General features: G+C 37.1%; 15 protein-coding genes. 2 read left to right on the top strand and 13 right to left on the bottom strand.

What is annotated here, in order from left to right; translation table 11 throughout:
• Positions 1-5 precede the first annotated feature (5 nt).
• The 8 genes from HHL20_RS12245 to HHL20_RS12210 all read right to left on the bottom strand — a co-directional run bounded on the left by HHL20_RS12245 (position 6) and on the right by HHL20_RS12210 (position 8,472).
• A complete protein-coding gene (locus HHL20_RS12245) occupies positions 6-611 on the bottom strand; it encodes a TetR/AcrR family transcriptional regulator (RefSeq protein WP_169231473.1) in 606 nt (201 codons plus the stop codon).
• Between the two features lie 212 nt (positions 612-823).
• Positions 824-1,243 (bottom strand): OsmC family protein, encoded by a 420-nt coding sequence (locus HHL20_RS12240; RefSeq protein WP_169231472.1) that lies wholly within the window; start codon positions 1,241-1,243, stop codon positions 824-826.
• Between the two features lie 90 nt (positions 1,244-1,333).
• The gene (locus tag HHL20_RS12235) at positions 1,334-2,200 is read right to left on the bottom strand and encodes a helix-turn-helix domain-containing protein (protein ID WP_169231471.1); all 867 of its coding nucleotides are present in this window, start codon (positions 2,198-2,200) and stop codon (positions 1,334-1,336) included.
• Positions 2,201-2,296: 96 nt separating this feature from the next.
• Complete coding sequence (locus HHL20_RS12230) at positions 2,297-4,960, bottom strand: TonB-dependent receptor domain-containing protein (RefSeq protein WP_185194815.1); 2,664 nt, start codon at positions 4,958-4,960, stop codon at positions 2,297-2,299.
• A gap of 105 nt (positions 4,961-5,065) precedes the next feature.
• Entirely contained in the window at positions 5,066-5,434 is a 369-nt protein-coding gene (locus HHL20_RS12225) for a hypothetical protein (protein ID WP_169231470.1), read from the bottom strand.
• 19 nt (positions 5,435-5,453) lie between these two features.
• Complete coding sequence (locus tag HHL20_RS12220; RefSeq protein WP_169231469.1) at positions 5,454-6,086, bottom strand: hypothetical protein; 633 nt, start codon at positions 6,084-6,086, stop codon at positions 5,454-5,456.
• Between the two features lie 69 nt (positions 6,087-6,155).
• The gene (locus HHL20_RS12215; protein WP_169231468.1) at positions 6,156-6,842 is read right to left on the bottom strand and encodes a response regulator transcription factor; all 687 of its coding nucleotides are present in this window, start codon (positions 6,840-6,842) and stop codon (positions 6,156-6,158) included.
• Positions 6,843-6,924: 82 nt separating this feature from the next.
• A complete protein-coding gene (locus tag HHL20_RS12210; RefSeq protein ID WP_169231467.1) occupies positions 6,925-8,472 on the bottom strand; it encodes a sensor histidine kinase in 1,548 nt (515 codons plus the stop codon).
• 196 nt (positions 8,473-8,668) lie between these two features.
• On the opposite strand from HHL20_RS12210, the gene HHL20_RS12205 reads away from it, so the two are divergent.
• Complete coding sequence (locus tag HHL20_RS12205; RefSeq protein WP_169231466.1) at positions 8,669-9,163, top strand: SRPBCC family protein; 495 nt, start codon at positions 8,669-8,671, stop codon at positions 9,161-9,163.
• 96 nt (positions 9,164-9,259) lie between these two features.
• Here HHL20_RS12205 and HHL20_RS12200 read toward each other — a convergent pair whose 3' ends face one another.
• The 5 genes from HHL20_RS12200 to HHL20_RS12180 all read right to left on the bottom strand — a co-directional run bounded on the left by HHL20_RS12200 (position 9,260) and on the right by HHL20_RS12180 (position 13,309).
• Complete coding sequence (locus HHL20_RS12200; RefSeq protein WP_169231465.1) at positions 9,260-9,604, bottom strand: hypothetical protein; 345 nt, start codon at positions 9,602-9,604, stop codon at positions 9,260-9,262.
• Between the two features lie 6 nt (positions 9,605-9,610).
• On the bottom strand, positions 9,611-9,808 hold the full coding sequence (locus tag HHL20_RS12195; protein ID WP_169231464.1) for a hypothetical protein: 198 nt from the start codon (positions 9,806-9,808) through the stop codon (positions 9,611-9,613).
• Positions 9,809-9,813: 5 nt separating this feature from the next.
• Entirely contained in the window at positions 9,814-11,859 is a 2,046-nt protein-coding gene (locus HHL20_RS12190; RefSeq protein ID WP_169231463.1) for a S9 family peptidase, read from the bottom strand.
• Positions 11,860-11,945: 86 nt separating this feature from the next.
• Positions 11,946-12,686 (bottom strand): uroporphyrinogen-III synthase, encoded by a 741-nt coding sequence (locus HHL20_RS12185; protein WP_169231966.1) that lies wholly within the window; start codon positions 12,684-12,686, stop codon positions 11,946-11,948.
• A gap of 11 nt (positions 12,687-12,697) precedes the next feature.
• Positions 12,698-13,309: a DUF4271 domain-containing protein gene (locus HHL20_RS12180; RefSeq protein WP_317166009.1), complete on the bottom strand. Its 612-nt coding sequence runs from the start codon at positions 13,307-13,309 to the stop codon at positions 12,698-12,700.
• Positions 13,310-13,443: 134 nt separating this feature from the next.
• Here HHL20_RS12180 and HHL20_RS12175 point away from each other — a divergent pair, with 134 nt between their 5' ends.
• Positions 13,444-14,160, top strand: a complete 717-nt coding sequence (locus HHL20_RS12175) for a polyprenol monophosphomannose synthase (RefSeq protein ID WP_169231461.1) — start codon at positions 13,444-13,446, stop codon at positions 14,158-14,160.
• The last annotated feature ends 64 nt before the right edge of the window (positions 14,161-14,224 follow it).

Genomic DNA, 14,224 nt, shown 5'->3' with positions numbered 1-14,224 from the left:
GATATTTATGATGGATGTATATTCAGTTCGTTTTTAATGATAGTAAGGATTCTGTCTAATGCCTGATTTAAAAATTTTTCTTCTCCTGTTGTTTTGGACAATAAAATTCCGCCTTCAATCAGCATAATGAACAGAGAGGCGTATTCTGAAGCATTGGCATTTGCTGATAACTCACCGATTTTTTGACCCTGCTTAATTACTTCCGTAATCCTGGAAATCCATTCTGTGAAGGATCTTGTTACCTGATTTTTTAGTAAAGGGTAAGTGTCGTCGGCTTCGGTAGCAGCATTCATCAGTGGGCATCCTCCGTTTAAAAAAACTGACTGCCAGTTTTTTCTGTAGAACGCAACAAAGGCATGCAGCTTATCAATAGTAGAGGGAAATTCATCACCGAAAGAACGGGACATGCTTTGTTTTAAAAGATTGGCGTTGTATTTATACACTTCTAATGCGACCTGATCTTTGTTTTCGAAATTTCCGTAGATACTTCCTTTGGTCAGGCCGGTAGCTTCTGTAATGTCTGAAAGCGATGTGGAGGTATATCCCTTTGTATTAAAAAGAGATGCTGTTTTCTCGATGATAAACTGCCTTGTTTTTTCAGCCTTAGACATTTTAGATCATTATTTTAAGCAAATATACAAAAATATACCGATTGGTATATTTTAATTTATAATTAAATGATATCTGACGGGTTATCAGTATTAAATAATATAATACGGTTAAATCCTGATTCTTAGATTTTGGCTAAAGCCAACGGTACTCTTTAAAAAAAGCGGGCTAAAGCCCGCTCCAATTGATATTAACCGTATTCAATGTCAGATTCTTAATTTTCCAAAGTTGCATTCAAAGTAATTTCGAAATTGAACGCTGCACTTACAGGACAACCTTCTTCTGCAATTTTAGCATATTTCTGGAACTCTTCTTCTGAAATTCCCGGAACTTTTGCCGTTAAAGTAAGTTCTGATTTGGTGATTTTTCCTACACCTGGATCAAGGGTAATTACAGAAGTGGTTTTTAATTCTTCGGGGGTAAATCCTGCCTGGGAAAGTTCTGCGCTTAATTTCATGGTAAAACATCCTGCATGGGCTGCAGCCAGCAATTCTTCAGGATTTGTGCCTACTCCGTCCGCAAAACGGCTGTTGAAGGAATACTGAGTCTGGTTTAATGTTGTACTTTGTGTCGTTAAATGTCCGTTACCTTCTTTGATGTTACCGTTCCAAACGGCTGTTGCGTTACGTCTCATAATACTTTAATTTTTTTGTTGTTAAATATTGCTTGTTTTGATGTTACAAAGATATGTTGGGTTTTGCTCCTAATAAATACATAAATGGCTTTAAATATTGTACTTTTTTCCCGGCATGTAATTTTTCTTGAAATTTGAAGGCGTGCTTCCTGTTTTGCCGGTGAAAAGACGGTTGAAATATGCCGGATCTTCGTAACCAAGATCATAGGCAATTTCTTTCACCGTTTTATCCGTATAGATGAGAAGTCTCTTTGCTTCAAGAAGAATTCTGTTGATGATCAGCTGATTGGGGGATTCAAGTCCTAAGCTTTTAAACTTATGGGTCAATGTCTTGGGAGCTATGTGGAGGAAGTCTGCATATTCAGAGACATTATGCTTGCTTCTGAAATGAATTTCCAGATGCCTGCTGAAATCACGGAAAAAATCAACCTCATTATTGGGAATTTTTATGACATTATTATCAAGATTCTGCTTTTTCCATTTTCTGGTAGCGTGGATGATGATCTGTTTTACATACGTCCGGATCATTTCTTCTGCGGAAGAATCTTTCCATTTAAGTTCATGCTCTATATTTTGAAAAAGCTGCTGAACAATAATATCTTCTTCGCGATCAAGCTCTACGAAAGGAATTTCAAACACGTTGTGGAATAACAGCCCGTCGCATGCAACTTCCTTATCGTGAATCTGAATACAGTAAAAATCGCGGTTATAATACAGTAATTTCGCATTTCCCTGAGCTCTTGTAATTTTTACATGCTGATTGGTTAAGAAAAAAAGACTTGGCTGTGTAACCGAAAAGTGATTGAAATCTACCGATAGCTCATACCCTGCAGGAATGTACATTACTTTAATATCGTAGCGAAACTTATTTCCGTGAATCGTTTCCAGATGATGTTCCGAGAATTTTTCTATACCGAGTCTTTTATACTGTTCTTCAAAAATAAGGGTATGCGGCATGACTTTACTTTACCTTAAAGATATAAAAAAAGCATGGTTTCTTTATTACTGCTGAAACTGAAACCATGCTATTTAATTTTAATTAATATTGTATTGTTAGAACGTTACATCCAGCCCTACATAAAAATTAGCTTTCATAATCGGAGCATAGACCATCCCTCCGTCGAAGTAGTTCCCAAAAGGATTTTTAAAATCAACAATCGCATTGCTTTGTGAGTAAGAGGTTAAATTCTCGCCACCCAAATAAGCCCGTATTTTTTTGTTGAAATTTCTTGAAATCTGTGCATTCAGAACACTGTATGAAGGTGAATATGCTGCGAGCTGAAATTGTGAAGGATTGGATGAAGTATCCGGAAGCCTTTGTTTTCCTACGATATTTAAAGTCGTGTCAAAGCTCCAGAAGCCGCCTTTATCATTTTTATTGGTTGAATAGGCTGCATTTACAAAGCCTCTGTGTTTTGCCATAAAAGGAACCGCTCTTCTTCCGTTCAGGTAATCGGCCTGCACGTCATAATATTTATAGGCAAATCTCAATTCAAAGTTTTTAAAAGGCATAAGATCCCACTGGGTCTGGAATGAATTGGCAAAAGATTTTCCCTCAAGATTATAAAAGGTTAGCTGCTGGGGTGATCGGTCAAGATCTACCATCACCTGATCCTGGAAATCCGTTCTGAAGAAATCTGCAACAATGGAAGATTTTCTTCCGAACAGTTTAAATTCCTGTTGAAGGCTTGCTCCATAATTCCAGGCAATCTCCGGTCTCAATCCGTAAATATTTCCTCCGTTTTCAAGAATCTGAATATTCCTGTTGGAGGCAAAATACTGCTGGCTTTCCGCAAAAATATTTGCTGTTCTGAAGCCTCTTCCTGCCGAAAGTCTTAAGATCGTTTGTGGAGTAATGTCATATTTAAAATTTAATCTCGGGGTAAACTGTGTTCCCGCTAAATTATGAAAATCAACCCTTGCTCCTGCGACCAATGTATATTTTAATCCTGTTAAAGTATATTCTGCAAATGCTCCCGGAACAATTTCGTTTCTTTTGAAATTTTGCGTTAAATAGTTTTCGTCATATCCGTCATACATAAAGCTTGCACCGGCTTTGTATTTGTGATTCGTGTTCCCAAGAATACTTTCAAAAATTAAATTTGAATAATAAGTCTGCTGTTTTCCGGAATAATTTCTCAATCCAAAAAAGCTGTCCTGCTGATGAAACGTATATTGATTCATCCAGCCAAGGCTCTGGTAAGGTTTTCCTTTAAAAACATAGCCTGTTTTATTCCATACCTGAAATCTTGAGATATCGATTCCTACTCCGTAAAGAGATTGCTGAGCCTGCTGAATTTTTTTATCAAATCCCACCTGGCCTGCAGTTCTTTCGTCCTTAATAAAGTTAATCCCAAAATGAGATCCGAAGCCTGATTTTTCCAGATCATTATAATTCAGCAAATAGGCTGCATTCAGCTGTGTACCTTTCGGTCTGTCAAGAAATCCGTCGTCATTCATATCCGTATCACCGAAAGTTCCGTTGCCATGAAGGAGGAAGGTCTGTGACCATTTGTCGTCTATTTTGGAAACACTGGTGATATTGGCTTCTGTTCTTCCGTTGAAGTCGGCAAAAAGATTCAGTGATGTTTCCGGCTTCTCAGAATTTTTAAGCAACTCGGTATTGATTTGTCCCGTGATGCTTTCATAACCATTCGTTACCGTACTTCCTCCTTTGGTAAGCTGAATGCTTTCAATCCATCTTCCAGGAATAAAATTTAATCCGTAAGCAGAAGCAAGTCCCCTGATTTCCGGAAGCAGTTCTTTCGTTAAGCTTGTGTATTTCTGGTCCAGTCCCAACATTTTTAACTGCTTGGTGCCTGTTACGGCATTGCTAAAAGAAACATCTACTGTTGCATTGGTTTCAAAGCTTTCGGATAAATTACAGCACGCAGCTTTCAATAATTCTTTTTTATCGATATTAAAAATTAATCCTGCTTCCTTTTTGTTAAGTGAGGTGGAGGCTTTTGCAGCAGTTACCGTAACACCTTCAATGCTTGTTTCGTGGTTACCGCCTGAAGCAGCGTGATCATGTTCTGATTCTGTACTTTCTTCCAAATGAACTTTCGGATTGGCTTCTCCAAATGGGATTTCCCTGTCGTATAAGCAGCACGATGGAAGATTTTTGTACGTGCTGTCGCTGGATTTGTACTTTTCATTATCGTGTCCTGCTTCAGCAATTTTTTTGAGAATTTTATCTGCTGAAGTTTTTTGATCATTAAAATTTAAAGTAACCGTCTGTTTTTCGGCGCTCCATTCTGCCGAATCGGCTCCGGCATCTTTTGCTGCCTTTTCAATTCTTGCTTTGCAGGATTCACAGTTTCCTTTTACATAAAATTCATTTTCTGCTTTTGTATGAATGTGATGTTCTTCTGCAGCATGTCTAGTGTCTCTCTCATATTGACAACATGGTGGTAATGCATTATAATCTGCCTCATTTGCCTGGAATTTTTCGTTATCATGTCCGGCTTTTGCAACTTCTTTTAAAACATTTTCCGGAGAAACGTGATCTTCTGTTTCTAATGTTAATATCTGTGAATCTACGGAATAGCTAGCTGTTTTTGCACCGGCTTTTTTTGCCGTTGTTTCAATTCTTTCTTTACACAAGTTGCAGTTTCCTTTTACTTTATACTGGTTTTGGGAAAGATGCTGTGCAAATATAAAAGGCGTACATAATAAGAACAGACCAAGAATAATCCTGGATATATATGATTTCATTATTTTTTAAGATTTAGATTAATTAAATTAATGGAACAATTGACAATGCAATAATTTAACAATCATGAGAAGATTGATAATTATACATTATACGATTTCTTTTAATTAACCTATTTTCGGGGGTTGCCAGATTTCTCTCAGACGGCCTGAAATATAAGGGTCTGAGTATTCGAAGTGTAAGTTTTTATTGGCTTTGTAGTATGAAATATCCAGCTTAAGGCTTCTGGAAAAAGGAGTTTCTATAAAACTGTAGCACATTGCACAGGAGATACAGCAGTCGTCATGACATGAAGAACTTTTCTGTTTCTGGCTATGATTATCTTTAGAATGCTCTGTATGCTGTTTTTTGCAGCAGGAGCTTTCTGATGCCTTTTTGCAGCATGTTTCCTGCATGTTTTGAGCATAAAAATTGTCTTTAGGAATCAGGAAAATTCCTAAGCAAAATACAATTGTTATGATCTGAACGAGTTTCATCACTGCAAAAATACAAAAATTATGGTAAAGGATCACCAACTTTTAAGGCACAATTATGCCATGGTTCTCCGTGTGCAGGATTTAAAGCTGGTTTTGGACCTGTTGGAGCGGGAGTAGGTGTCGGAGCGGGTGTATTTTGGGTAATATTTTGTTGTACAGGTTGTGGAGCAGGCTTGCTGTTAAGGGGCTGTCCCACCGGAATGTCACATCTGTGTCCCGGTTCGCCATGCGGAGGATTCATTCCTTTGGCCGTTTTACTATTTTTAGCTTTTCCATTTTCTACAGAAAACTTTCCGGGTTGTAAAGAATTGGGATCAATCTGAATGGTCTGAGCCTGATTAGGCGTCGCTGAAGCAGTCTGAGCTGGTTGGGCAGGCTTGCTGTTTAAAGGTTGGCCTACGGGAATGTCACACCTGTGGCCCGGCTGTCCGTGCGGAGGATTCATCCCGGGAGCTGTAACGGCTGTTGCAGAAGGGGGCTGTGTTGACTGGATTCCGGCCTGATCCAGCAATGAAGCTTTGGGAGCCTGATTTGCCATTATGGCAGGCTGCTGAACACCGGCTTCTTCTTTAATATAAGTCGCTCTTTCGTCTTTTTTACAAGAGATTGTTACTATGGAGATGGCAAGCATGCCGAAAATTGTATTCTTCATATAAAACAAAATTAGCAAAACATTTTGAATTGCTTTGCTAATTTATAATTATCGTAAGGATTTTTGTAATTAATTCTTAACTAAAAGTCTGAATCCTTCACCGTGAACATTAATGATCTCCAATCCTTCATCATCTTTCAGTAATTTACGCAGTTTTGCGATATATACGTCCATACTTCTTGCGGTAAAATAATTCTCTTTTTTCCAGATTTTTCTCAAAGCAAGATCTCTCGGCATAAAATCGTTTCTATGGATGCAAAGAAGCTTTAGCAGCTCATTTTCTTTAGGTGAAAGTTTGTATTCATTATCTCCTACTCTCAGCTGTCTCAGCATAGAATCAAAAAAGATATTGCTGATTTTGAACTGTTCCTGCTCTTCATTTTCCAGGGTAGAACTTCTCTGAAGAATGGCTTTTATTTTGTATAAAAGCAACTCGGTATCGAAAGGCTTGGTGATATAATCATCTGCTCCCAACTGGTATCCTTTCAGGATGTCTTCTCTCATATTTCGGGCTGTCAGGAAGATAATCGGTGTATTTTTGTCGATTTTCTTTACGTCTTCAGCTAGCGAAAATCCGTCTTTTTTCGGCATCATAACGTCGAAAATACAGATGTCAAACTCATTTTCGGTGAATTCTTTCAATCCCTGCTCGCCGTCTGTGGCCAAAGTAACTTCAAAATTATTGATGGATAAATAATCTTTCAATACTGCTCCGAAACTCTGATCGTCTTCTACTAATAATATTCTGTTGCTCATAGTTTTAATAATTAAATTTTAATAATAAGAATGAACATGCCACTCTCTCTTCTTATATTTTGTTTACTTGGTTGATCTTATTTTAACTCATCGGCAGCTTTATGGTAAATACGCTCCCTTTTCCTTTGTGAGAATCTACCAGAATCTGACCTTTATGAAGTTCTACAATTTTTTTAACGTAAGATAGCCCTAATCCCTGGCCTTTCACATTATGAATATTTCCGGTTTCTTCTCTGAAGAATTTTTCGAAAATTTTTGTTTTATTCTGCGTTTCCATACCCATCCCCTTATCCGAAATTTCAATCACGTAAAAGTGCCCTTCATTTCTTGTTTTAATAGAGATTTCAGGCGTTTCCGGAGAATACTTATTAGCATTATCCAAAAGATTTACCAACATGTTCGAGATGTGGAATTCGTCTATTTTAAAATTATAATTTGTCGCATTGAATTCCTCTCTCAGGGTTCCGTTTCTCTGTTTTACGATTAGACTGAAAGATTCTGCCGTTCTTCTGATCAGTTCTCTTACATTGGTTTCTTTCAAAAATAATTTTACTTCATTACGCTCAAGCTTCGACATGTTCAGGACGTTTTCGACCTGTTTTTTCATGCGCAGGTTTTCCTGTTTTATCAGTTCGGAATAGTATTTAACCTTATCCGGATTGGTTGCGATTTTATCGTTTGCCAACGAGTCGGTAGCCACAGAAATAGTCGCCAGCGGGGTTTTAAACTCATGAGACATATTGTTGATAAAATCTGTTTTTACTTCGGCAAGCTTTTTCTGTCTCATCATATAATTAATAGAAATGATGTAAATGCCCAAAATGGTAAGCAACGAAAGGAATGTGCCCAGCAGCATCGGCCAGTTATTCATCGCCAGAGAATATTCCTTTTTGGGAAAAACCAGGACAAGCGTATACAGCGTTCTTTCTTTAGAATCCGTAAACAGGGGATAGCTGTACGTGTTGTTGTCTTTTTTTTCTTTGTATAGTTTATTGACAACACTTGTGAGCTTATTATTTTTATCCGTAATACCGTATCCGAAAGTTGCCGAAATTCCTCTTATTCTCAACTCTTTTGCAATGACGGAATCCAGAATTTTTTCATCTAGCCTTTTGGTAATGGGAAGATTATTTCCATTTATCTTCACGAACTCTTTCATGGCATAGTCACCATTTTCAATATCACGGTTGATGTCGGCGGTCAGAAGCTCACGATTGGTAGTATCTCGTTTTATTTTGTAAGCAGCTTCGTCAGAATACAATGTGGTAAGGTTCAGGGAATCCCCTTTTGGCGAAATCGGAAGCTGATTTTTCTCGATAATATTCTTAGAATATACAATCTGCCTTTGGGTTCCCGAATCTTTTACCTGCTGAATCGTAGTCAATGAAGGCTGATTCTTATTGGCAAGAACAGTATTCCTGAAATCCTTGTTTTCGACGTTCAGATATTTATCAACTTCAGCTTCACCAATGATTTTTGATGTATTTTCTAATGCAGAATAGACTTTAGAGGAGAAATCCTGATCCAGTGCGCCATAATAACGTTTCAGCCAATAAAACTGGAGCGTGACGAACACAATCAGTGAAATCGTCATAAACACCGATATTATTGGGATGAATTTATTATTCATTACTTAGTAAATTTAAAAAACAGAATGTTAAAATTAATTATTTTATGACTTGATAAACAAAAAACGAGCCAAAAAATTGTGTTATTTTTCTTAAAAACGTGTTTTTTAACATTTATTTATAAATTTTTAATTCTTTGATATATGAAAAGAACTTTCATTAAATAAAAAAGTAGATTTGTGTAAATAAATTATTAATATGAAATCCGAAATCGTTTTTAACAAAGATGCAGATGCTGCCAGTGTCTATATAATGCACATTTATAATGCTGATGTTACTGAAGTATGGAATTATTTTACAAAATCCCAATTTCTCGATCAATGGTGGGCTCCGAAACCGTGGAAATGTGAAACCAAAACTCAGGAATTTAAAAATGGAGGAATATGGCTGTATTCAATGTTTGGACCTGAAGGTGAAAGGCATTATGCTAAAGTAAAGTACGGAGAAATAACGGAACATCGAAGTTTCGACGGAACCGACTCTTTCTGCGATGAAAACGGAAATGTAAATCCTGACTTCCCGGAAGCAAAATGGCTGTTTGGTTTTACCGGAGTGGAAGAAGGAACAAAAGTAACAATCAATATTCACTTTGCCTCTGAAGAGGCAATGAATCAGCTCTTGGAAATGGGATTTGAAGAGGGTTTTAAAACAGGCTTAAATCAATTGGAAAGCATTCTCAGCAGCATTAAATAATATTTAAATATCAATAGGAGCAGCTTTAGCCAAAACTAAGACAAATAAAAAACGGAAAGTATTTTTACTTTCCGTTTTTTATTTGTACACTTTAATTTAAACAATTTCTTCATCCTGAAAATACTGAATAATCGCTTTTTTCATTAAAAGCTGCTGTTCATTGGGTTTCAGTTCAGGCAGTTCTTCCAGCTTTTCAAAATGCGGATAGCCGTCGTCATCGTAATGTGAAAATTTATAATACCCAAAAGGTTCCAGTAATCGGCAGACTGCAATATGAATTAAGTTTACCTTATCGTCTTTTGTGTATTTCTGCTGACCGCTTCCCAGTTCCTGCAGGCCGATCAGAAATAGATACGTTTCTATCGGAGCATTTTTTTCCGTATCAAAATTTTCTACGAAAAATTGTTCTATTTTTTGCCAGTATTCTGCTTCGTTTATCATAATATATCAATTCTCCATGTTATTATTTTTATTCTGCTCTTCAGATTTTGCCCCATCCTGTTTTCTTGCGAGATCCAAGAGCTGCTCGAATTTTTCATTCTTCCTTTCGCGCAGATATTCCTGTTTTTCAATTCTATTGATTCTGTTCTTCTGGAAAAGGTAATACACCACAGCAAGGCCGAAAAAAATAATCAGGAGTATCATAATCTTTAATATTTATTTTCCAATTTCAACAGGAATGCGTACTCCAGAGCGTCTTCTTTCAGAGATTCAAATCTTCCGCTTGCCCCACCGTGGCCTGCGCTCATATCGGTTTTGAAAATGAGAATATTATTATCGGTTTTGAGCTCACGTAACTTTGCAGTCCATTTTGCGGGCTCCCAATATTGAACCTGAGAATCATGCAAGCCTGTTGTAATCAGTACATTTGGATATTCTTTCGCTTCTACATTATCGTAAGGCGAATATTCTTTCATGTAATGATAGTATTCTTCATCGTTTGGATTTCCCCACTCGTCATATTCTCCGGTTGTTAAAGGAATCGTTTCGTCCAGCATGGTAGTAACCACATCTACGAAAGGAACCTGTGCTACAATCCCGTTGAATAATGAAGGGTCATAATTCATCACAGCACCTACCAGCAAACCTCCTGCGCTTCCGCCCATTGCGTATAAGTGCTTTGAGGAAGTGTAATTTTCTTTAATTAAAAATTTTCCGGCATCAATAAAATCGAAGAATGTATTTTTCTTAAACAGCATTTTTCCATCCTCATACCATTCTCTTCCCAAATATTCTCCGCCTCTGATGTGCGCAATGGCATAGATGAAACCCCGGTCCAGAATTGATAATCTTACATTCGAGAAACTTGCGTCAACGGTATGTCCATAACTTCCGTAACCATAGAGAAGCAAAGGGGTGTCCGCAGATTTTTTGGTGTCTTTGTGGTAAACCAGAGAGATCGGAATTTTTGAGCTTCCGTCTCTGGAGTCTGCCCAGATTCGTTCTGAAATATAATTTTCGGCAAAGAATTTTCCGCCCAAAACTTCCTGTTGTTTCAGAAGAACGGTGGTTTTTTCTTTCATATTATATTCGTAAGTAGAACTCGGCTGCGTCAAAGAGGTGTAACCATAACGTAAAACCTCCGTGTCAAATTCAAGATTTACCCCGATGTAAGCGGTGTAAGTAGGATCAGAAAACGGCAAATAATAAGATTCCTGAGTTTTTTCGTCTATGATTTTAATTTGCAGCAATCCCTGTTCTCTTTCTTCAAGCACCAGGTAATTTTTAAAAATCTCAAAACCTTCCAGCAAAATTTCAGGACGGTGCGGAATTACGTCAACCCAGTTTTCCATTCCGCAGTTATTAATCTTCGTCTTTACAATTTTAAAATTAAAAGCGTCATCAGCGTTGGTAATGATGTAAAACTCGTCTTCATAATGTTCAACAGAATATTCCAGGTCGTCGATTCTTGGCTGAATGATCGTCCATTCTGCGAAAACATTATCGGAAGGAATAAACCGGTGCTCGTCTGATATTGTGCTCGAACTTGCAATAAAAATATATTCTAGGGATTTTGTTTTAAAAACATTCACGTCAAAAGTGTCATCTTTTTCATGGAATATTAAAACATCGTCTGACGCGTCAGTTCCCAGCTTATGTCTGTACACCTGGAAAGCTCTCAGGCTTTCATCTTTTCGGATATAGAATACATGCTCGTTATCATTAGCCCACACTGCTTTTCCTGTTGTATTTTCAATCTTATCAGGAAGAATTTCTCCTGTTTTTACATTTTTGAAGTTGATGCTATAGATTCGGCGGCTTACATTGTCTGTTGAGAAAGAAGCCAGCTCGTTATTCGGAGAAACGGCAACACTTCCTACTTCAAAATAGCTTTCGCCTTCTGCCAGGATATTAACATCAAGAATAATTTCTTCATTGTTTTCTAAACTTTGGTGTTTTCTGCAGAAAATAGGATATTCTTTCCCTTCTTCATAGCGGACGATATACCAGTATCCGTTGAAAAAATACGGTAAAGATTCATCATCTTTCTTATACCGGGCTTTCATCTCTTCAAAAAGTTCTTCCTGCAGCTGTTCCGTATCTTTCATCACGAAATCTGCGTAGGCATTTTCTTCTTCAAGGTATTTTATGACATCCGGATTTTCCCGTTCATTAAGCCAGAAATAATTGTCAATTCTTTTATCACCGTGTGTTTCAAGGAGTTTTTCTATTTTTTTTGCCTTTGGAGCTTCCATTCAATATTAATTCTTGTTCAAATTTAGTTAAAAAAAAACCATCTTTCCTGATGAAAAGACGGTTGCTTTATATTTTACAGTAAAACTTACTTGTGAAGCGACTTTATGTACTTCTCCAGTGCCATAGTCATAGATGGAGTTTCCTTAGTAGGAGCCATAAGATCTACTTTAAGCCTTGCCTCTTCAGCGGCAGCAAGAGTAGTGGTTCCGAAGACGCCTATTTTTGTTTCTTCCTGTTTAAAATCCGGGAAATTCTGCTGTAATGACTTGATTCCCTGTGGGCTGAAGAATATCAGCATGTCATAATCCTTTACGTTGATGTCTGTAAGATCGCTGCAAACCGTTCTGTACATGATGGCTCTTTTCCAGTCTACATTGGAAGCTTCCATTGTTTTCACAATATCCGGACTCAATACATCCGAAGAAGGCAAAAGGTATTTCTCTGTCGGGAATTTTTTGAATAAAGGAAGAAGATCCGAGAAATTCTTTTCCCCGAAGCTGATCTTTCTTTTTCTGTACACAATATGTTTCTGAAGATAATTGGCAATTGCCTCAGACTGGCAGATGTACCTCATGGTATCAGGAACCGCGAAACGCAGCTCTTCTGCTAATCTGAAATAATGATCAATCGCATTCTTACTCGTGAAAATAATTCCGGTATATTGCGTAAGATCGATCTTCTGTGTTCTCAATTCTTTATTGTCAACTCCTTCTACGTGGATGAAAGGGCGGAAATCTATTTTTATCTTTTCCTTCTTTGCAATATCCAGGTACGGAGACGACTCACTTGGCGCTGGTTGAGAAACCAATATTGACTTTATTCTCATCATTGACAGTATTAAAAAAATAATAATTTCCAAAGCAACAAAAGAGGTGCAATTTGGAGGGTGCAAATATACAAAAATTTATAATACCATTTTTCAGGTAAGATATTATTCTTATGAAATAAATAGAAAAAAACCTTGAAAATGAACACAAAAGAAAAAAAGTAAAAGTAGTACAGAAACATTTTATTTCTGTCAAGCGGGAAATAATAGTGGGTTACACATAAAATAATCAGGATAAAAGACAGGATGAAATAAAATTTTGTAGCAGTAAAATAAAATACAGTCCATTTTTTTCCGTCGCCGGTGCTCTGAAAAAATAAAAATCCCAATCCTGATTTCAGCATATAAAACAGGACCACGGCAATCAGGCAGAATCCGAATTTGTTCAGCCGATATCCCAACACCTGAAGATCTGCAATGTATTTAGGGACGGTCGGGATATACTGTGAGACCAGTACCGATAAGGTAAGAGCCGTCACACAGGACGTTATAACCCAGCTCGGAAGATTGTTACTTGCATCAAAATATTTCTGTAGCAGAAAATCTTTCAGATTTGCTTCCCTTTCAATAATATTCATCATAAAAAGGTACAAAAAGATGCTTCCCAACAATATAAAGATCACCCAATCGTTGTTCTCAGGTATCCTTATATGATTTATAAAATTTTGTGATAACGGCAAAGGAGTATTTTTTTGCAAAATTATAGATTATTTTGTATAAAATAAAAAGGTTAAATAAACTATCTTTGCAAACTGAAATGAAAAAACTGGTCATCATTCCCACGTATAACGAAAAGGAAAATATTGAAAAAATTATTTCCGCAGTTTTTGCATTGGAAGATGACTTTCATATTCTGGTAGTAGACGATTCATCTCCCGATGGTACAGCAGAGCTGGTAAAAGAATTGCAGAAAGAACATCCGCATTTTCTGCATTTATCGGTAAGAAGAGTAAAAGACGGATTGGGAAAAGCCTACATCCATGGGTTTAAATGGGCCATCGAAAATAAGTACGATTATATTTTTGAAATGGATGCCGATTTTTCGCACAATCCTGCTGATCTGCCAAGACTTTTTGATGCATGCCGGAATGCCGATATGGCTATTGGATCAAGATATTCCAAAGGAGTGAATGTAGTGAACTGGCCGATGGGAAGAGTATTGCTCTCTTATTTTGCGTCAAAATATGTAAGATTCGTTTTAGGATTGCCGATTCACGATACTACTGCAGGCTTTGTCTGTTTTTCAAGAAAAGTGCTGGAAGAAATCGGGCTGGATAATGTGAAATTAAAAGGGTATGGATTTCAGATTGAAATGAAATTCAGAACTCTTAAAAAAGGATTCAAAATTGTAGAAGTGCCGATTATTTTTACCAACAGAATCCTTGGAGAAAGCAAAATGAATGGCGGCATCATTCATGAAGCGGTTTTCGGAGTTTTAAATTTAAAGTGGAAATCAATCATCAACAGATTATAAAATGATATGCTGTAAATTTCATTCGGAAATAAGACGGCTTCATCAAAAACAGATAAAAATTAAC

This window comes from Chryseobacterium cheonjiense (assembly GCF_012927265.1).
GTDB lineage: Bacteria > Bacteroidota > Bacteroidia > Flavobacteriales > Weeksellaceae > Chryseobacterium > Chryseobacterium cheonjiense.
Note: the sequence above shows the minus strand (reverse complement) of the source record. Positions and strands in the feature narration are given on the sequence as shown.